The organism is Streptomyces sp. NPDC000075, assembly GCF_040301925.1.
Classification (GTDB): Bacteria; Actinomycetota; Actinomycetes; order Streptomycetales; family Streptomycetaceae; genus Streptomyces; species Streptomyces polychromogenes.
Map to the genome: position 1 here is coordinate 51993 of NZ_JBEPFL010000032.1, position 19998 is coordinate 71990.

At 71.0% G+C, this 19998-nt stretch carries 13 protein-coding genes; 4 read left to right on the top strand and 9 right to left on the bottom strand.

Translation table 11 applies throughout. The annotated features are described in order from the left end of the window. Window positions 1-291 precede the first annotated feature (291 nt). Window positions 292-2865 carry an aminopeptidase N gene (gene pepN / locus ABT403_RS29950; RefSeq protein ID WP_344156279.1) on the bottom strand — a complete coding sequence of 858 codons (2574 nt, stop codon included), beginning with the start codon at window positions 2863-2865 and terminating at the stop codon, window positions 292-294. Window positions 2866-3049: 184 nt separating this feature from the next. Continuing rightward, window positions 3050-4078: an aspartate-semialdehyde dehydrogenase gene (locus ABT403_RS29955; protein ID WP_344156276.1), complete on the bottom strand. Its 1029-nt coding sequence runs from the start codon at window positions 4076-4078 to the stop codon at window positions 3050-3052. A gap of 264 nt (window positions 4079-4342) precedes the next feature. On the opposite strand from ABT403_RS29955, the gene ABT403_RS29960 reads away from it, so the two are divergent. Next, complete coding sequence (locus ABT403_RS29960) at window positions 4343-5824, top strand: M28 family metallopeptidase (protein ID WP_344156273.1); 1482 nt, start codon at window positions 4343-4345, stop codon at window positions 5822-5824. A gap of 82 nt (window positions 5825-5906) precedes the next feature. Here ABT403_RS29960 and ABT403_RS29965 read toward each other — a convergent pair whose 3' ends face one another. After that, window positions 5907-9239 carry a S8 family serine peptidase gene (locus ABT403_RS29965; protein WP_344156270.1) on the bottom strand — a complete coding sequence of 1111 codons (3333 nt, stop codon included), beginning with the start codon at window positions 9237-9239 and terminating at the stop codon, window positions 5907-5909. A 273-nt stretch (window positions 9240-9512) separates the two neighbouring features. After that, complete coding sequence (locus ABT403_RS29970) at window positions 9513-10082, bottom strand: CGNR zinc finger domain-containing protein (RefSeq protein ID WP_344156267.1); 570 nt, start codon at window positions 10080-10082, stop codon at window positions 9513-9515. Between the two features lie 130 nt (window positions 10083-10212). On the opposite strand from ABT403_RS29970, the gene ABT403_RS29975 reads away from it, so the two are divergent. Further along, window positions 10213-10674 (top strand): VOC family protein, encoded by a 462-nt coding sequence (locus ABT403_RS29975; RefSeq protein ID WP_344156264.1) that lies wholly within the window; start codon window positions 10213-10215, stop codon window positions 10672-10674. A 23-nt stretch (window positions 10675-10697) separates the two neighbouring features. Further along, window positions 10698-11606 (top strand): pyridoxamine 5'-phosphate oxidase family protein, encoded by a 909-nt coding sequence (locus tag ABT403_RS29980; protein WP_344156261.1) that lies wholly within the window; start codon window positions 10698-10700, stop codon window positions 11604-11606. Here the strand turns inward: ABT403_RS29980 and ABT403_RS29985 are convergent. Beyond that, entirely contained in the window at window positions 11582-12544 is a 963-nt protein-coding gene (locus ABT403_RS29985) for a hypothetical protein (protein WP_344156258.1), read from the bottom strand. The genes ABT403_RS29980 and ABT403_RS29985 overlap by 25 nt on opposite strands. A gap of 158 nt (window positions 12545-12702) precedes the next feature. Then, window positions 12703-15249 carry an aminopeptidase N gene (gene pepN, locus ABT403_RS29990; RefSeq protein WP_344156256.1) on the bottom strand — a complete coding sequence of 849 codons (2547 nt, stop codon included), beginning with the start codon at window positions 15247-15249 and terminating at the stop codon, window positions 12703-12705. Between the two features lie 126 nt (window positions 15250-15375). On the opposite strand from pepN (ABT403_RS29990), the gene ABT403_RS29995 reads away from it, so the two are divergent. Continuing rightward, window positions 15376-16023, top strand: a complete 648-nt coding sequence (locus ABT403_RS29995) for a mycothiol-dependent nitroreductase Rv2466c family protein (protein WP_344156253.1) — start codon at window positions 15376-15378, stop codon at window positions 16021-16023. Window positions 16024-16144: 121 nt separating this feature from the next. On the opposite strand, the gene ABT403_RS30000 is transcribed toward ABT403_RS29995, so the two are convergent. The 3 genes from ABT403_RS30000 to ABT403_RS30010 all read right to left on the bottom strand — a co-directional run bounded on the left by ABT403_RS30000 (window position 16145) and on the right by ABT403_RS30010 (window position 19927). Then, window positions 16145-16801 (bottom strand): superoxide dismutase, encoded by a 657-nt coding sequence (locus tag ABT403_RS30000; protein ID WP_344156250.1) that lies wholly within the window; start codon window positions 16799-16801, stop codon window positions 16145-16147. 171 nt (window positions 16802-16972) lie between these two features. Further along, window positions 16973-18373, bottom strand: coding sequence for an amino acid permease (locus tag ABT403_RS30005; protein ID WP_344156247.1), 1401 nt, complete (start codon window positions 18371-18373; stop codon window positions 16973-16975). 156 nt (window positions 18374-18529) lie between these two features. Continuing rightward, window positions 18530-19927: an amino acid permease gene (locus ABT403_RS30010; RefSeq protein ID WP_344156244.1), complete on the bottom strand. Its 1398-nt coding sequence runs from the start codon at window positions 19925-19927 to the stop codon at window positions 18530-18532. Window positions 19928-19998: the final 71 nt, after the last annotated feature.

The window sequence follows — 19998 nt, forward strand, 5'->3', positions numbered from 1 at the left end:
GTTTCCCGGCAGTCCTTGTCTTTCCGGGGCGGGTCGGTCTGTCAAGGGTCGCCGAAGGCGATCGCGAAGCGACGCGACGGAGGAGCGCCCGTGACAGGGCGGCCCGAACCGGAAGGACAGTGGGACTGATGGGAAACCCCCAACCCTTCCCTGAGACCGCCCCGCCGCGATACCGCCCCCACCCCACCGGCCCGCAGACGGGGAGGCGGGTGGGCAGGCGCCGACCCGCCCCCGGCCCCTCGCGGGGGAGATGGCGGGCCCGCACCGCGAGTGGCGCGGGCCCGCCCGCCGTCAGGCGCTCGCCGCCGCGTCCGCCGCCTGGGCCTTCAGGGCGCGCTCGATGCCCGAGCGGGACTCCGACACCAGGCGGCGCAGGGCCGCGTTCGGTTCGGCCGAGGCCAGCCAGGCGTCCGTCGCGTCCAGGGTTTCCCGGGAGACTTGGAGCGAGGGGTACAGACCCACCGCGATCTGCTGCGCGATCTCGTGGCTGCGGCTGTCCCAGATGTCCTTGACCACCGCGAAGTACTTCTCCGCGTACGGCGCCAGCAGCTCGCGCTGGTCGCTCTGGACGAAGCCGCCGATCACGGCCTCCTGCACCGCGTTCGGGAGGTCGCCCGAGTCCACGACCGAGGCCCAGGCCTCCGCCTTGGCCTGCGCCGTCGGGCGCGCGGCGCGCGCCGTCGCCGCGTGGCGCTCGCCCGCCGCCGTCGCGTCCCGCTCCAGCTCCGCCGCGATCTCCGCCTCGTCGGCGCGCCCCGTCGCGGCGAGCCGCTCCAGGAACGCCCACCGCAGCTCGGTGTCCACGACCAGGCCCTCGATCGTCTCCGCCCCGGACAGCAGCGCGCCCAGCAGGTCGAGCTGCTCCCCGGTGCGCGCCGTCGCCGCGAAGGCGCGGGCCCACGCCAGCTGGTGGTCGCTGCCGGCCTCGGCCGCGCGCAGGTGCTCCAGGGTGGCGTCCGTCCAGGCGGCCAGGCCCTGCTCGCGCCACGCCGGGTCGGCGTAGACGTCGATGGCCAGCTTCACCTGGCGGTGCAGGGACTGCACGACGCCGATGTCCGACTCCTTGCCGATGCCGGACAGCACCAGCGCCAGGTAGTCGCGCGTGGCCAGCTCGCCGTCCCGCGTCATGTCCCACGCCGAGGCCCAGCACAGCGCGCGCGGCAGCGACTCGCTGAAGTCGCCCAGGTGCGCGGTGACGTTGGCCAGCGAGACCTCGTCCAGGCGGACCTTCGCGTACGAGAGGTCGTCGTCGTTGAGCAGGACGACCGCCGGACGGGTCCGGCCGACCAGCTCCGGCACGGCCGTCAGCTCGCCGTCGATGTCCAGCTCGATCCGCTGGGTGCGGACCAGCTTGCCGCCGTCGAGGTCGTACAGGCCGACCGCGATGCGGTGCGGCCGCAGTACCGGCTCGCCCTTGGCGCCGGCCGGCAGGGCCGGGGCCTCCTGGCGCACGGCGAAGGCGGAGATGACCCCGTCCGCGTCCGTCGTGATCTCCGGACGCAGCACGTTGATGCCCGCCGTCTCCAGCCACGCCTTCGACCAGGCGGTCAGGTCGCGGCCCGAGGTCTCCTCCAGGGCGCCCAGCAGGTCGGACAGGCGCGTGTTGCCGAAGGCGTGCGCCTTGAAGTACGCCTGTACGCCCTTGAAGAAGGCGTCCATGCCCACGTACGCGACGAGCTGCTTGAGCACCGAGGCGCCCTTGGCGTACGTGATGCCGTCGAAGTTGACCAGGACGTCGTCCAGGTCACGGATGTCGGCCATGATCGGGTGCGTCGAGGGCAGCTGGTCCTGCCGGTACGCCCAGGTCTTCATGGAGTTCGCGAACGTGGTCCACGCGTGCGGCCACTTCGAGCCCTCGGCGTAGGCCTGGCAGGCGATCGAGGTGTACGTGGCGAACGACTCGTTCAGCCACAGGTCGTTCCACCACTCCATGGTGACCAGGTCGCCGAACCACATGTGCGCGAGCTCGTGCAGGATGGTCTCGGCGCGCACCTCGTACGCCGCGTCCGTCACCTTGGAGCGGAAGACGTACTGGTCGCGGATGGTGACCGCGCCCGCGTTCTCCATCGCGCCCGCGTTGAACTCCGGCACGAAGAGCTGGTCGTACTTCGCGAACGGGTAGTCGTACGCGAACTTCTCCTGGAACCAGTCGAAGCCCTGCCGGGTGACGTCGAAGATCTCGTCCGCGTCGAGGAACTCGGCGAGCGAGGGGCGGCAGTAGATGCCGAGCGGGACGACCTGCCCGTCCTTGCCCTCGTACGTGCTGTGCACCGCGTGGTACGGGCCCACGATCAGGGCGGTGATGTACGAGGAGATGCGCGGGGTCGGCTCGAAGGCCCACACCCGGTCCTTGGGCTCGGGCGTCGGAGAGTTCGAGATGACCGTCCAGCCCTCGGGGGCCGTCACGGTGAACCGGAACGTCGCCTTCAGGTCGGGCTGCTCGAAGCTGGCGAAGACCCGCCGCGCGTCCGGCACCTCGAACTGGGTGTACAGGTACGCCTGCTGGTCGACGGGGTCGACGAAGCGGTGCAGGCCCTCGCCGGTGTTGGTGTAGGCGCAGTCCGCGACGACGCGGAGCTCGTTGGCCCCGCCCGCCAGGTGGTCCAGGGCGATGCGCGAGTCGCGGAAGACGGCGGCCACGTCGAGGGCCTTGCCGTTCAGCACGACGTCGTGCACGGCCGGCGCGACCAGGTCGATGAAGGTCCCGGCCCCCGCCTCGGCCGACTGGAAGCGCACGGTGGTCGCGGACCGGAAGGTGCCGCCCTCCTGCGCGCCGCTGAGATCGAGTTCGATCTCGTACGAGTCGACGGTGAGCAGCTTCGCCCGCTGCTGAGCCTCTTCACGGGTGAGATTCGTGCCAGGCACGCGTTCATCTCCTTTGATGGTGACGTTGCCCGGCCATCCTTCCACGCGGGACCCGCCGCCGGGCAGGAGTAATCCAGAGGCGAACAGGACGTGCCCTTTTTGAATGCAAATCGAATGCAAAGGGGCGGTGCCGTCACCGGCACCGCCCCTTCCGCGTCAGCGTCAGCGTTCGCGCACGCGGGCGTCAGCCGCGCAGCTCCTCGGCCACGAGCTCCGCGATCTGCACCGCGTTCAGCGCCGCGCCCTTGCGGAGGTTGTCGTTGGAGAGGAACAGCGCGAGGCCGTTGTCGACCGTCTCGTCCACCCGGATGCGGCCCACGTACGAGGCGTCCTTGCCGGCGGCCTGGAGGGGGGTCGGGATCTCGGACAGCTCGACGCCCGGGGCGTCCTTGAGGAGCTCGTAGGCGCGCTCGACGCTGATCGGACGCTCGAAGCGGGCGTTGACCTGGAGGGAGTGGCCCGAGAAGACGGGGACGCGCACGCAGGTGCCGGAGACCTTGAGCTCCGGGATCTCCAGGATCTTGCGGGACTCGTTGCGGAGCTTCTGCTCCTCGTCGGTCTCGAAGGAGCCGTCGTCGACGATGGAGCCGGCCAGCGGCAGCACGTTGAAGGCGATGGAGCGCTTGTAGACGCCCGGCTCGGGGAACGCGACGGCCTCGCCGTCGTGGACCAGCTTGGTCGCCTCGCCGGCCACGGCCTTGACCTGGCCGTCGAGCTCGGCCACGCCGGCCAGGCCGGATCCGGAGACGGCCTGGTAGGTGGTGGCGATCAGCGCGGTCAGGCCGGCCTCGTCGTGGAGGGGGCGCAGCACGGGCATCGCGGCCATGGTGGTGCAGTTCGGGTTCGCGATGATGCCCTTGGGGCGGTTCTTGATCGCGTGCGGGTTGACCTCGGAGACCACGAGGGGGACCTCGGGGTCCTTCCGCCACGCGGAGGAGTTGTCGATCACGACGGCGCCCTGGGAGGCGACCTTCTCGGCGAGGGCCTTGGAGGTGGCGCCGCCCGCGGAGAAGAGGACGATGTCCAGGCCGGAGTAGTCGGCGGTGGAGGCGTCCTCGATGGTGATCTCCCGGCCCTGCCACTCCACCGTGGAGCCGGCGGAGCGGGCCGAGGCGAAGAGCCGCAGCTCGTCGACCGGGAACTTCCGCTCGGCGAGGATGCCGCGCATGACTCCGCCGACCTGTCCGGTGGCTCCGACGATTCCGACCCTCACGGTGACTCCTTCAGCTACGTACGACGCGGGCGCGTGAGGCCATCATGCGTTCGACCCCACGAGGCTTGTCCAATCCATTGTCCGAGGTGCGGACAGTGTCGGGCCCGTGAACCGGGGTGACGAGTCCGTGACGGCAGTGTTTCACCTCGCCCGAACGTCCGTTTTGCCTGGTCGGAGCCGGTTAGCGTCCCTTCAGCCGTGATCGTTATCCGGACGCGGCGCACCAGAGACCGAAACACCGGACACCCCGGGGGGAACACCACCATGCGGACCATCCGCCACCACCGCCGGTCCATACCGGCCCTCGCCGCCCTGGCGGCCGCCGCCGTCGCCGCGCCCGTCCTGCTGACCGCCACCCCGGCGGCCGCCCACCCGCGCGACGGGAAGCTCGCCAGGGAGCTGGTCGAGGAGGTCACCGCGCGCGGGGCCTACCGCCACCTGGCGAAGTTCCAGCAGATCGCCGACGCCAACGGCGGCAACCGGGCCGCGGGCTCGCCGGGCCACGCCGCCTCCGCCGCCTACGTCCACGACACCCTGAAGAAGGCCGGCTACGACGTCTCGTACCAGGACTTCGACATCTACGAGGCGCACACGAAGACGGAGAAGACCACCGTCCTCGGCGAGCAGCCGCGCGAGCTGGCCACCGCCGCCTTCACCTTCACCAAGTCCACCCCGGCCGGCGGACTGACCGCCCCGCTGGCCCTGGCCCGGGTCGACGAGACCCCCGGCTGCACCGCCGACGACTACCCGGCCGGCGCCTTCACGGGGAAGATCGCCCTGGTCAAGCGGGGTGCCTGCACCTTCGTGGAGAAGCAGCGGGCCGCCGCGGCGGCCGGCGCGGTCGGCGTGATCGTCTACAACCACAGCGGTACCAACCCCGTGCGCGGCGGGTTCTCCTCCCCCTCCGAGGGGATCATCCCCAGCGCGGGCATCACCCTGGCCGACGGCGAGGCGCTGACCGCGGCCGCCGCGAAGGGCGAGGTGAAGGTGCGCCTGGACCTGGACCAGGAGCACGTCAAGAAGACCACCCGCAACGTGATCGCCGAGACCAGGGGCGGCCGCGCCGACCGCGTCGTCACGCTCGGCTCGCACCTGGACTCCGTCCCCGAGGGCCCCGGCATCAACGACAACGGCTCCGGCTCGGCCGGCCTCCTGGAGGTGGCCCTCAAGCTCGCCGACGAGGGCGCCAACAAGAAGGGCAAGGGTCCCGCGAACAAGGTGCGCTTCGCCTGGTGGTCGGCGGAGGAGCTGGGCCTGCTGGGCTCGGAGCACTACGTGGCGCAGCTGTCCGAGAAGCAGAAGAAGGACATCGCGCTGTACCTGAACTTCGACATGATCGCCTCGCCGAACCCGGTGCAGTTCGTCTACGACGGCGACGACTCCGACAAGACGGGCGCGGGGGCGGGCCCGGCCGGTTCGGCGCAGATCGAGTCGCTGATCAACGGCTTCCTGGACCGGAAGGGCAAGCCGCACGAGGGCAGCGACTTCGACGGCCGCTCCGACTACGGCCCGTTCATCGAGAACGGCATCCCGGCGGGCGGCACCTTCACCGGCGCCGAGGGCATCAAGACCGCCGAGCAGGCCAAGCGCTACGGCGGCACCGCCGGGGCCCCGTACGACCCGAACTACCACGGGGCGGGGGACACCCTGAAGAACCTGGACCTCAAGGCGTTCGACACCAACCTCGACGTGATCGCGTACGCGGTGGGTACCTACGCGCAGGACCTGAGCTCGCTGGGGAAGTGATGTAGCGGCCCGAGGGGGGCGTGCGGAAGGGGCGGGTGCTCATCGAGCGCCCGCCCCTTCGTCATGCGTTCAGTTCACGCCCTTACGGGGTGACCTTGTCGATCTGCACGCTGCCGGTGCCCGCGGCGGTGCCGCGGCCGTTGAGCAGCTGGACCTGGCCGAAGAACTGACGGCCCTCGGGGGCCGCGGCGGAGACCAGGACGTTCGCCGAGACCTGCGCGGAGGCGCCGGTGGCGAGGCTGACCGCGGCGGCCTCGTCGACCTGGACGGTGCCCAGGGCCGAGGAGAAGTAGACGTCGCGGTAGTCGTACGTGGTGGAGCCGGACGGGACCGCGTAGCCGATCACCTTGACGGTGTAGGTACCGGCGGCGGGCTTGTCGATGCTCACGGACTCGTCCGAGTCGCCGTCGGCCGAGGAGGCGACCTTCACGCCGTCCTTGTAGACCTCGAGGTCGAGGTCGGCGGCGGCGTCGGAGGTGTGGTTGATGCCCACGTCCAGACGGGAGACGCCCTCACCGACGGTGACCTCGGTGGTCTTGGTCTCGCCGGCGGCGATGGTCGGCTTGTCGACCTTCGCGGAGCCGAGCGGGCCGCCCTGGAGCTTGCCGCCGGAGATGGCCGCACCGGTGTTCTTCACGGTCCACTGGACCGGGGCCGGGGTGCCCTGCTTGACCTCGGGGAGGACCTTGACCGCCGGGTCGAAGCCCGCGCCGAGGACGGAGACGTCCAGCTTGAACGGGTTGTCCAGCAGCGGCGACGTACGGCGCGACTCGACCTCGATCTCCCAGACGCCCGGCTGCGGGTTGTCGTAGGAGCGCAGGTCGGGGCGGCACTTGTTCGCCGGGTTGTTGTAGTTCGGGTAGCACTGGGTGGTGGCGCTGTCCTCGACGCCCGTGCCGTACGGGTGGATCGAGATGAAGCGCGTCTGGCTGTCCGCGGCGAGACCGCCGAGCGCGACCTCAAGGGTCTTGGCGCCCTGCGGGACCGTCACGAAGTACGACTTGTGGCTGTTGCGCTGCACGGAGGAGGTGTCCGAGAGCGAGAACGACGGCTGCGCCAGCGGAGTGGAGGCGACGACCGTGGCCAGGATCTGCTTGTCGATGCCCTCGGTGGTCGGGTCGTCGAGCTGCAGGATGCCGCTGTGGACGCCGGCCGACTTGACGTTGGCCTCGACCTTGATGGTGACGGGCTTGTTCAGCGGCAGCGTGACGTAGTCGTAGCCGCCACCGCCGACGACCTTGAAGGTGCCGTCGTTGTTGCGCCAGCTCAGGTTGTGGCGGGTGCCGTACTTCGGGCCGGTGGTGCGGGTGACGACGACGTCGTAGACCTTCTTCTGGCCGACCTTCAGGCCGCCCTCGCGGTCGTAGAGGCCGGTGCCGAAGCCCGGGGTCTTCAGGAACTGGTCGAGCGCGGTGTCGACCGGGGCCTTGACCGTGAACTCGTTGGCCTTGGCGCCGCGCTGGATCGACTCCCAGGCCTTGTTGATGTCGATGAGGCCCGAGCCCTGGGCGTGCGCCGGGACGTCGTCGATCTTCTTGGCGGTGCTGGTCAGCGCCACGCGCAGGTTGGCCGGGGGCAGGGCGATCTTCGCCTGCTTGGCGGCCGAGATCAGCAGGGCGCTGGCGCCCGCCGCCTGCGGCGAGGACATCGAGGTGCCCTGGAGCATCGAGTAGCCGGCCGGCAGGCTGTAGCCCGCCTCCTTGACCGGGCTGCCGGGCAGCCAGGTCTGGGTGGTGTTGATGGCCGCGCCGGGGGCGGTGATGGTGGGCGTGAACCCGCCGTCCTCACGCGGACCGCGCGAGGAGAAGGGGAACATGTTGTACTTCTTGGTCACGCCGGAGCCGTAGTTGGCGGCCCAGGTCTCCTTGGAGACCGCGGCGCCGACCGAGATGACCTTGTCGGCGAGGCCGGGGTCGCCGATGGTGTTGACGCCGGGGCCCTCGTTGCCCGCCGAGATGACGAGCTGGACGCCGTAGGTGTCGATGAGGTTCTTGTACAGCTCGGAACGGGCGTTGTTGCCGTCGTTCAGCGCCGGGAGACCACCGATCGACATGTTGACGATGTCGACGCCGCGGTTGACGACGAGGTCGATCATGCCCTCGGTCAGCGCGATGTTGGTGCAGCCGCCGGACCAGGAGCAGGCGCGCGAGGAGACGATCTTCGCGCCGGGCGCCTCGCCGTTCATCTTGCCGCCGAAGAGGCTGTTGGCGGCGGTGATGCCCGCGACGTGCGTGCCGTGCTCGGACTCGATGATGCCGATGTTGACGAAGTCGGCCTTCTTGCCGACCCAGTCCCCGCCGAACGGGTCCATCGGGACGTCCTTGCGGATCTGGATCACGAAGGGGATCCGCTCGGCGACGTCCGTGGCCGGGTTGTCCGTGCCGAAGTAGCCGATCTGGTAGCCGTCCTTGTACGGCTTCATCGGCTCGTTGTTGGTGAAGTCACCGTCCTGGTCGGTGTCCACGCGGACGGTGCCGGCGACCGGGTCGTACAGCATGCCGAACTTGTCGGTGGTGTCGCCGTCCCGGTTGACGTCGCCCTTCATGTCACCGTTGGCGGTGATCGACTCGCTGAAGCGGCTCCACTGGAAGGTGCCCTCGGGGGCCTTCCAGCTCTGGCCGCCCGCGCTGAAGGTGCCGCCGGCGGAGGTGACCGGGGTGACCTGGGGACGCCAGGTGGCGTCGTTGTCCAGGATCGGGTCGGTCGCGGTGACCCAGTCGACGATCTTGCGCTCGCCGGTGGTGGTCTTCTGCAGCGCCGGGTGGGCGATGTCGACGCCGGAGTCCAGGATGCCGATGGTGACCCCGCGGCCGTCGGCCTGCGGGTTCTTCGCGACGAAGTCCACCGCACCGGTCTCGAAGGACGGGTTGTACGGGTTCTTCGCCGGGGTGTTCTTGTCCGGACCGGGGTAGGTCTCGGAGGCGGTCTTCTGGCCCGCACCGTCCTTGCCCGAGTCCGGGCGCGGGTCCGGCAGCTGGATCTCCTGCTTGAGGTCCATGCCGTGCACCGACTCCAGCTTGGCGGCCGCCTTCAGCGCCGCCTCCGCCTTGTCGGTCGGGAGGGTGGCGCGGACGTAGCCGAGCTTGTCGTACGTCTGGCCCACCGAAGCACCCTGGACGGCGTGCAGCTGGTCGGAGACCTGCTTGGTCTGGCCCGGGGCGGTCGCGACCATGACGGTGACGGTCGCGTCACCCTTGGCCTTGGCCTCCTGAAGCAGTTCGGCGTCCGCCGAACCGAGCTTCTGGTCGGCCGACTTGGCCGGAGCCGGGGCCGACGGGTTGTCGCCGGTCGCCGCGAAGACGGGTACGGCGCCGGTGGCGCAGAGCGCGGCCACCAGGCCCGCGGCCGCCGCGACGCGGGCCGCGCGCCGGGCGCCGGGTATGGCCCCGGTGGTGCTGGGGGATTCGAGGGTCATCAGCATCCCTGGCTAGAGATCGATACGGTCCGGATTTCGGTGCCGGATGACCGGTCAGCTTTGCGCAAGTGACAGCTGTTTGGGGAGGGTTGTCATTGACCGAGACCTGACATGGCGGACACTCGCCAGGGTGGAGTTTCCGCCATCGGGAACATGCCGGGGCAAGCCGGGGCGAGTCGCGACGGTCAAGGAGTGGATTTATCGACTTACAGGCCGTGTAACCGGGGTGTGTCGGGATCGGTTCTCACCCCGGGTGTGACAGATTCCGACCGTTCAGCGCTCGCGCGTGCGCGCGTAGTGACGTGAGGCCTTGGCGCGGTTTCCGCACACCGCCATCGAGCACCAGCGCCGGGTGCCGTTGCGCGAGGTGTCGTGGAAGTGCAGGATGCACGTCTCCGAGGCGCACTTGCGGATCCGGTCGGGCGCCGACCCCAGCAGCTCCAGGTAGTTGCGGGCCGCGGTCCAGGCGGGTCCCCAGGAAGGGTCGTCGAACTCGGCCCGTTCGCCCGGGCCCTCGTCGGTGAGGGTGGCCCGGATGCGGCCGTGTTCCAGCACGGCGTCGACCAGCCGGCGGGCCCCGGCGTCGGCCGGGTCCGCGACGGCGCGGGCGAGGGCCTCGCGCGCGGTCAGCAGGTGGACCAGGGTCGACTTGTCGGCGCGGAAGCGGTCGTCCAGCCCCGTGCTCCGCAGCCAGAGGGCCAGCCCCTCCAGCCGGCTCAGGCCGAAGGCCCCGGCGAAGAGATCGGTGGGCACGCCCTCCGGCCTCCAGCGCGTGTTCACCAGATCGAGGGCGAGCGGCTCCCCGGTGAGCGGACGGGGGTCCGTCGTCGGTACTGCCGTCATGTCCGCCTCCTCGCGCCGCTAACCCCTTAAGGGTACGTGACCGGTTGACGCGCCGATCTCTAACCTCTAATCTCGATTTAGAAGGTTAGAACGCCGGGCAGGCCGGCATTCCTCGGGGAAAGGAACCCTCATGACCACCACCGCCGCCGGCGCCCTCCGCACCGGGCACGTGGGCCTCAACGTCACCGACCTGGACCGCTCGCTCGCCTTCTACCGCGAGGCCCTCGGCTTCGAGCTCCTCGGCGAGGGCAAGGAGGAAGGCCGCCGCTTCGCCTTCCTGGGCCGGGACGGGGAGCTCGTCCTCACCCTCTGGCAGCAGGCGGAGGACCGGTACGCGCCGCAGGCGGCCGGGCTGCACCACCTGGCCTTCTCCGCCGGCGCGATCGAGGACGTCCGGGCGTACGAGGAGCGGCTGCGCGGCCTGGGCGTCGACTTCGCCTACGAGGGCGTCGTCGCCCACCGCGAGGGCGCCGCCTCCGGCGGGATCTTCTTCCACGACCCGGACGGCACCCGGCTGGAGATCTCCGTGCCGACCGGCGCCGAGGGCGCTCCCGCCCCCACGACAGGTGCTCCGACCTGCGGATTCTTCTAGGCCCTCAAGGAAGGGGAGCCGTCATGGACCGGTATCACAAGGGCTCGCTGGCCGTTCAGGAACGGGTCGGCGTCCGCGAGCTCGCCGAACACGTCGGCCGCTCCATCGGCCCGGGCATCCGGGACGTGGCGGCCGCCTTCCTCGCCCTCCAGCCCCACCTCGTCGTCGGCGCCGCCGACGGCGCGGGGCGGCTGTGGGCCTCGCTGCTCACCGGGGCGCCGGGTTTCGTACGGGCCACCGGGCCGGACCGGATCGCGGTCCGCGGCGGCCTGCCGGACGGGGACCCCCTCGCCGGGGCGCTGGCCGCCGGCGGGACCCGGGTCGGCACGATCGCCCTCGACCCGCGCACCCGGCGCCGGATGCGGCTCAACGGCACCCTCGCGGTGACGGCCGGCGGCTTCGCGGTGACGGCCGAGGAGGTCTTCTCCAACTGCCCGAAGTACCTGCAGAAGCGGGAGCCCCTGGAGCTCGTGGCCGAGGGGCCGGGGATCGTCCGGCGCTCCGGGGCGCTCACCCCGGGCCAGGAGCGGGCCGTCCGCGGCGCCGACACCTTCTTCGTGGCCACCGCCGGCGCGGGCGGGGCCGACGCGAGCCACCGGGGCGGGATGCCGGGCTTCGTGGAGGTGCTCTCGCCCACCGAGCTGCGCTGGCCGGACTATCCGGGCAACGCGATGTTCCTGACCCTGGGCAACCTGGCCCTCGACGAGCGGGCCGGACTGCTCTTCCCCGACTGGGAGGGCGGCGGGCTGCTCCAGCTGAGCGGGCGGGCCCGGACCGAGTTCGGTGCCGACGGGAGCCGCGGCGTCCGGTTCCGGGTGGAGGCGGTGGTGGAGAGCCTGCATCAGGGTCGGCTGCGCTGGAGCGCCCCCGAGTACTCCCCGGCGAACCCGGCCCTCCCGGATGGCCCTCACCGGGGCAGTACGACCAGGTAGGCGGCGGGCTCGCGGTCGAAGGACGCCGTCAGCGCGGTCCGTACAACCGCGGCCTGCTGCTCGGGCCAGTCGCGCAGCTTGCGCGGGGTCAGGTAGAGGACGGTCACGCCGAGCCGCTCCAGGGTCTCCCGCTTGCGGACGGCCTCGGCCCAGTCCTCGTCCTCCCCCTGGCGCGGGGCCCGGGTGTCGATCTCGACGGCCACGGCCTGCTCGGGCCAGTACGCGTCCACCCCGCCGAGGTGCGGGCCGCCGGGCAGCCGCAGGTCCACGTTCCAGACCGGCTCCGGGAGCTCGTAGCCCCGTACGAGCTGGTACAGCCGGTCCTCGGCGATGGCCCGGCCCTCGGCGAGCAGGGACTCGACGGCGTCGATCACGTGCGGCCGGTTCAGCAGCCGCGCCACCGTCAGCTCCCTTACGACGGCTGCCGGTTCGCAGTGTCCGGCGCGGACGGCCTCGCTGAGGAGGCCGCGGACGGTCTCGGCGTCGTCAAGCTGTGCGACGGCGTCGGCGACGGCCCGTGCCACCGGGGCCACGGGCACCCCCGTCACCTCCAGCGGGCGGGGCGGGGTGTGGCTGCGGACGATGCGGACATCGCCGGTGGAGCGCAGCCGGCGGGTGTTCGGGACGAGGACGTCGATGTGCGGGAGGCCGAGCAGGGCGGGGGTGGAGGAGAAGCGGTAGAGCGCGAGTGCGGCCAGCCCGGTGATCATGGCCTCGCCGTTGCCCCGCCGGCCGGCGTACAGGAGCGCGGCGTGGAGGCGTTCCTCGCTGGTCGCGGGGCCGGAGTGGAGCAGGAACACCCCGGGGAGCACCTGCTGCCACGGCCGGCCGGCGGCCTCGCTGGCGCTGACGCCGTGCTCGCGCAGCTGTGCGAGGGTCAGCACGCGGGGGCGGCTGGCGGTGAGGTGGGCGAGGGGGAGGGGCGCGTTCTGGTTCATGACGCGGTGATTCCCTCAGGCCATGGCCTTGCTAACGCCTGTTACACGCTCGTCGACAAATCCGGACAAGCCGGGGCTAAAGTACGGGCGTTCGACTGCCGATGGCGCCAGGGGCTCCGCCCCGGACCCGCAGCGGGTCCGGGGCGGAGCCCCACCGGCTAGGCGTCGCGGGACTGGGCTCGGAGGGCTCGGGCCAGGTCGTCGCGGGACTCCAGGACCAGGCGGCGCAGCGCGGGGGCCGCGTCCGGACGGGAGGCGAGCCAGGCGTCCGTCGCCTCCAGGGTCGAGGCCGAGTCCTGGAGCATCGGGTACAGCCCCTTCACCACGTCCATGCCGATCTGGATCGACCGCTGCGCCCAGATCCGCTCGATGACCTCGAAGTACCGGTCGGCGTAGGGCGCGAGCAGCTCCCGCTGCGAGGGCTGCTGCATCCCGCTGATGGTCGCCTCGACCAGCGCGTTCGACAGCGTGTCCGACTCGACCACCACCGCCCACGCCTGGTCCTTGACCGCCGCCGACGGCCGCGCGGCCAGGCAGCGCACCTGGTGCCGCTTGCCCGAAGCGGTGTCGTCGCGGACCAGCTCCGCCGCCAGTACGGCCTCGTCGACCACGCCGTGCGCCGCGAGCGGCAGCAGGAAGTCCCAGCGCAGCTCCTGGTCCACCTCCAGCCCGTCGATCCGCGCCGAACCCTCCAGCAGCCCCAGCAGCAGCTGGAAGTCGCCCTCGCTGGCCGAGCTCGCCGCGAAGAACCGGGCCCAGGTCAGCTGGTGCTCGGAGCCCGGCTCGGCCAGCCGCAGCTCGTGCAGGGCACCCGCCGCCAGCTCCCGGCCGCCCTGCTCGCGCCGGCCGGGCGCCGAGTAGTGGGTGACCGCGCTCAGCGCCTGCGCGTGCAGCTGCTGGAGCACGCCGACGTCGCTCTCGCGGCCCGCGTGGGCCAGCACCAGCGACAGGAAGTCCCGGGCGGGCATCACCGCGTCGCGCGTCAGGTTCCACAGCGCCGACCAGCACAGGGCGCGGGCCAGCGGGTCCGTGAGGTCGCCCAGGTGGGCGCGGAGCGTGGCCAGCGAGGCCTCGTCGAAGCGGATCTTGCAGTAGGTGAGGTCGTCGTCGTTGACCAGGACCAGGTCGGGGCGCTCCAGCCCGGCCAGCTCCGCGACCACCGTGCGCACGCCCGCGACGTCGGCCTCGGCCCGCGCGTAGCGCACCAGCGAACCGTCGGCCTCCAGCCGGTACAGGCCCACCGCGACCCGGTGCGGGCGCAGCTCCTCGCCCTCCTGGACCACGGCCAGCTCGGTCAGCCGGCCGGCCGCGTCGGTGGTGACCTGGGGGGTGAGCGAGTTGACGCCCGCCGTCTGGAGCCAGGCGCGCGACCACTCGGCCATGTCCCGCCCGGAGACCTCGCCGAGTACCGACAGCAGGTCGTCCAGGGTGGTGTTCCCGTACGCGTGCGCCTTGAAGTAGCGCCGCGCGCCGTCCAGGAACGCCTCCCGGCCCACGTACGCGACGAGCTGCTTGAGGACGGACGCGCCCTTGGCGTAGGTGATCCCGTCGAAGTTCAGCTTGGCGTCCTCCAGGTCACGGATGTCGGCCGTGATCGGGTGGGTGGACGGCAGCTGGTCGGCCCGGTAGGCCCACGCCTTGCGGTTGTTGGCGAAGGTGACCCAGGCCTGGTCGAAGCGGGTGGCCTCGACGAGCCCGAAGGAGCCCATGAAGTCCGCGAAGGACTCCTTCAGCCACAGGTCGTCCCACCACTTCATGGTGACCAGGTCGCCGAACCACATGTGCGCCATCTCGTGCAGGATGACGTTCGCGCGCCGCTCGTACGAGGCCTGCGTGACCTTGCCGCGGAAGATGTACTCCTCGCGGAAGGTCACCATGCCCGGGTTCTCCATGGCGCCCAGGTTGTACTCGGGCACGAAGGCCTGGTCGTACTTCCCGAAGGGGTAGGGGTAGTCGAAGATCTCGTGGAAGAGGTCGAAGCCCTGCTTGGTGACGAGGAACACGTCGTCCGCGTCGAAGTGCCTCGCCAGCCCCTTGCGGCACATCGCGCCCAGCGGGATCGTCAGGTCCCCGCGCGTGTAGGTGTCCGTGACGTAGTGGTAGGGGCCCGCCACCACGCAGGTGATGTACGTGGAGATGGGCGCGGTCTCGGCGAACCGCCACACCCCGCCCTCGCGGGATTCCTCCGCCCCGTTGCTCCACACGGTCCAGCCCTCGGGGGCGGTCACCTCGAAGCGGTAGGGGGCCTTCAGGTCGGGCTGCTCGAAGTTCGCGTACACCCGCCGGGCGTCCGCCGGCTCGTACTGGGTGTAGAGGTAGACCTCGCCGTCCTCCGGGTCGACGAAGCGGTGCATGCCCTCGCCGGTCCGGCTGTAGGCGCAGTTCGCGTCGACGACCAGGACGTTCTCGGCGGCCAGCCCGTCCAGGGCGATGCGCGCGCCGTCGAAGACGACGGCCGGGTCCAGGGCGCGCCCGTTCAGGGTGACCGCGTTCACCGAGGGGGCGATGAGGTCGGCGAACGAGGAGGCGCCGGGTGCCGCGGCACGGAAACGCACGGTGGTCACCGAGCGGAACGTACGGGGACCCTCGGCCGGTTCGGCCTCGTCCACGGCGGACCTCAGGTCGAGGACCACCTCGTACCCGTCGACGGACAGCAGCTCGGCCCGTGCGCGGGCCTCGTCGCGGGACAGATTCTCACCGGGCACGTAAGCACTCCTTCGTGCGTGATCGCTTCTTCGGCCGAATCCTCCCACGGGGGGAATGCGGGCGGCTTCGGCCCGGTTGGGCAGGAGGAACCTGACGCAGACGCCGCACGTGACCCGAGGAGAGACATGACCGACACCCAGGTGCGCGAGAAGACCCCGGTCGACTTCTGGTTCGACCCGCTCTGCCCCTGGGCCTGGATGACCTCCCGCTGGATGCTGGAGGTCGAGAAGGTCCGTGACGTCGAGGTCCGCTGGCACGTGATGAGCCTGGCGGTGCTCAACGAGGACAAGCTCGACGAGCTGCCCGAGCGCTACCGCGAGCTCCTCGGCCCCAAGGGCTGGGCCCCGGTGCGCGTGGTGGTCGCCGCGCAGCAGAAGTTCGGCGAGGAGGTCACGGGCAAGCTGTACACCGCCCTCGGCACCAAGATCCACAACGAGGACCGGGGTGCGACCCGCGAGGTCATCGCCGACGCCCTGGCGGAGGTCGGCCTCCCGGCCGAGCTGCTCGCCTACGCCGACTCCGACGAGTACGACCAGGTGCTGCGCGACTCCCACAACGACGGCATCGAGCGCGTCGGCCAGGAGGTCGGCACCCCGGTGATCTCCGTGCCCGGCGCCGACGGCGAGGAGGTGGCCTTCTTCGGCCCCGTCGTCACCCCGGCCCCGCGCGGCGAGGCCGCCGCCCGCCTGTGGGACGGCACGCTGCTGGTCGCCTCCACCCCGGGCTTCTACGAGATCAAGCGCACCCGCACCAAGGGCCCGTCCTTCGAGTAGTCCGCGCCCCCGCACACAGAAGACCCCCGTGAGTCATGTCCTCACGGGGGTCTTCCGTTCACCACGCCCGCACGCGAAGGCTGAGAAGACGATCACGAGGCGGGCGGATCAGGGGTGCCGGTCAGCCCTTGACGGGGATCAGCAGCGGGGTGTTCGCCTTGGCGTCGGCGTAGCGGCGGGCCACGTCCTGCCAGTTGACGACGTTCCACATCGCCTCGATGAAGTCCACCTTCTGGTTCTTGTACTGCAGGTAGAAGGCGTGCTCCCAGGCGTCGAAGACCAGGATCGGCGTGCTCGCGACGCCCACGTTGCCCTGGTGGTCGTAGACCTGCTCGACGACCAGGCGGCCGCTGACGGGCTCGTACGCCAGCACGCCCCAGCCGGAGCCCTGCGTCGCGGAGGACGCGAAGGTCAGCTGCTTCTTGAACTTGACGAAGGAGCCGAAGGACTCGGTGATCGCGTCGGCGAGGTCGCCCACGCCGTCGGCCGCGGTCGGCTCGCCGCCGCCCTCGCCGGTCTTCGGGCTGGCCATGTTGTGCCAGTAGATGCTGTGCAGGATGTGGCCGGAGAGGTGGAAGGCCAGGTTCTTCTCCAGCCCGTTGAGGGCGCCCCAGTTCTCCTTCTCGCGCGCCTCCTCCAGCTGCTCCAGCGTGGTGTTGGCGCCCGTGACGTAGGCCGCGTGGTGCTTGTCGTGGTGCAGCTCGATGATCTGCGGGTTGATCACCGGTTCGAGCGCCGCGTAGTCGTAAGGAAGCTCAGGAAGCGTGTAGATGGCCATGCGTGTATCCGGTCCCCTCGGCGTGCCAATCGCTTATTGCAATTAATGCGCAACTGCACGCTAGCAGTATCTATTCCGAGTCACGCGTAAGGGGCCCGGGTACGAAGAGAGGCGGACCCCGTGGTCGCACACGGGATCCGCCTCGAAGGGGGCCGGGGAGCCGCCGGGCCGTCAGTTCCGGCGCGCCGCCCGGCGCTGCATCAGGTACCCGGTCGCCGCCAGGGCCACCGCCAGGCCGCCGGTGAACAGCACCTGCGAGCGGGTGTCCTCGCCCACGGCCATCAGCACCAGCACCCCGGCCACCCCGGCCAGCGACACCCACGTCAGATAGGGGAAGCCCCACATCCGCACGGTCAGCTTCTCGGGGGCCACCCGCTCCAGCCGCCGGCGCAGCACGAACTGCGAGACCGCGATGAAGCCCCAGACGATGAGGATGACCCCGCCGACCATGTTCAGCAGCCAGGCGAACAGGGTGTCCGGGTACCAGTACGACAGCAGGACGGTGACGAACCCGAAGCCCGAGGAGGCCAGCACCGCCCGGCGCGGCACCCCGCCCGAGACCTTGCCCAGGGCCTTCGGGCCCTGACCCCGGGAGACCAGCGAGTGGGCCATGCGCGAGGAGCCGTAGATGTTGGCGTTCATCGCGGACAGCAGGGCGATCAGGATGACCGCGTTCATGATCTGGCCGGCCGCCGGGATGCCCAGGTGGTCCAGGGCCGCGGCGTACGGGCCCTGGCCGGTGACCGACGGGTCGTTCCAGGGCAGCAGGGTGACGACCACCAGCATCGAGCCGACGTAGACGATCGCGATCCGCCACATGGTGGTCCGCACGGCCTTGGCCACGCCCCGCACCGGGTCGTCGGACTCGGCCGCCGCGATGGTCACCGTCTCCAGGCCGCCGTAGGCGACGACCGAGGCCAGCACGCCGACGAGCAGACCGTCGACCCCGTTGGGCAGGAACCCGCCGTCGTGCAGCAGGTTGGCGGCGCCGGGGGAGGAGGTCCCGGGCAGCAGGCCCAGGACGGCGAGCACGCCCAGGGTCAGGAACAGCCCGATCGCACCGATCTTCAGGGCGGCGAACCAGAACTCGAACTCGCCGAAGTTGCGCACCGCGCCCAGGTTGCTGCCGCAGAACAGGGCCATGAACACCAGCACCCACAGCCACGACGGGGTGCCCGGGAACCAGCCCGTCATGATGTGCGCCGCGCCGATGGCCTCGATGGCCACGCCCACGCACAGCAGGGTCCAGAACATCCAGCCCGCCGTGAACCCGGCCCAGGGGCCGATCGCCCGCTCGGCGTGCACCGAGAACGAGCCCGACGCCGGATCGGCCGCCGACATCTCGCCGAGCATCCGCATCACGAACAGCACCAGCACACCGGACACGGCGTACGCGAGCACGATCGAGGGTCCCGCGGCCGCGATGCCGGCGCCCGAGCCGACGAAGAGGCCGGCACCGATGACGCCGCCGAGGGCGATCATCGAGAGGTGGCGCTGCTTGAGGCCGCTGCCGAGGGGGGATCCGGGCGCGGACGGCCGCAGTTCGGGAGGCGTGATGGTGCTCTGACTCATGGGCCCAGTCTGCCGACCGTCCGTTTATCGGACGTTGACCGTTCAGCATCCGGACACTCGGCTCACGCGCCGTGACCGCCGCCCGCACGCAACGAGAACGGCCCGGGACGCAAAGTCCCGGGCCGTTCTCGTCGCGCGTCCGCGGATGACGGGTGCTCAGCCCCGCCGCGCCCGCAGCTCCCGGTACCCGGCCACCAGGAGCACCACCGCCGCCGCGCCCGAGGACCACAGCAGCTGCGGCCGCGCCGAGTCGTCGAACAGCATCAGCACCAGCACCGCCGCCATCCCCAGCAGCGCCGCCCACGTCAGGTACGGGAACGCCCACATCGGCAGGGTCAGCCGCTCCGGCATCTCCCGCTCCAGCCGGGGCCGCAGCCGCAGCTGCGACACCGCGATCAGCACCCATACGAACAGCAGCACCGCGCCGACCGCGTTGAGCATGTAGAGGAACACCGTGTCCGGCCACAGCAGGTTCAGCACCACCGAGGCGAAACCGAAGACCACCGAGGCCAGCACCGCCCGTCGCGGCACCCCGCCGCCCGAGACCTTCAGCAGCGCCTTCGGCGCCTCACCCCGCTCGGCCAGCGAGAAGATGATGCGCGAGGAGCCGTACAGGTTCGCGTTCAGCGCCGACAGCAGCGCCACGAACACCACGATGTTCATGATCTGCCCGGCCGCCGGGATCCCGATCGAGTCCAGCACGGCCACGTACGGGCTCTCGCCGGGCTTGAGCGAGTCCCAGGGCAGCAGGGTCACGATGACCAGCATCGAGCCCACGTAGAAGAAGAGGATGCGCCACACCGCGCTGCGCACCGCGCGGGACACCGACCGGGCCGGGTCGTCCGACTCGGCGGCCGCGATGGTGACGACCTCCAGGCCGCCGAAGGCGAAGACGACCGCCAGCATGCCGGCGATCACGCCGCCCATGCCCTTGGGGAAGAACCCGCCCTGGCCGGTCAGGTTGTCCAGACCCACCGGGTCGGTGTCCGGCAGGAGCCCGAAGACGGCGAGGGTGCCCAGGATCAGGAACAGCACGATCGCGCCGACCTTGAGCGCGGCGAACCAGAACTCGAACTCGCCGAAGTTCCGCACGGCCGCCAGGTTGGAGACGGTGAACACCACCATGAACAGCAGCACCCACACCCACTGGTCCACCGACGGCAGCCAGCCGTGGGCGATCTTCGCGGCGCCGGTCGCCTCCACGGCGAGCACCACGACCAGCAGGAACCAGTACAGCCAGCCCGCCGAGAAGCCGGCCCAGCGCCCCAGGGCCTTCTCCGCGTAGACGGAGAAGGAACCCGAGGCGGGCATCGCGGCGGACATCTCGCCGAGGGCCCGCATCACCAGCATCGCGAGCGCGCCCGCGAGCAGGTACGAGCAGATGATCGCGGGTCCGGCGATGCCGATGCCGGCGCCGGAGCCGACGAAGAGGCCGGCGCCGATGACGCCGCCGAGGCCCAGCATGGTCAGGTGGCGCTGCTTGAGACTGTGGCTCAGGGGTTCCGGGGGCAGACCGCCCTCGGTGACGGACGGTTCGGGCAATGAGTCGCGCATGAGGAGATGCTCGTACTCTCTCGGTCGGCCAAGCGGCGATGGGGGCTGCGCAAGGGATTGGCGGGACCCTA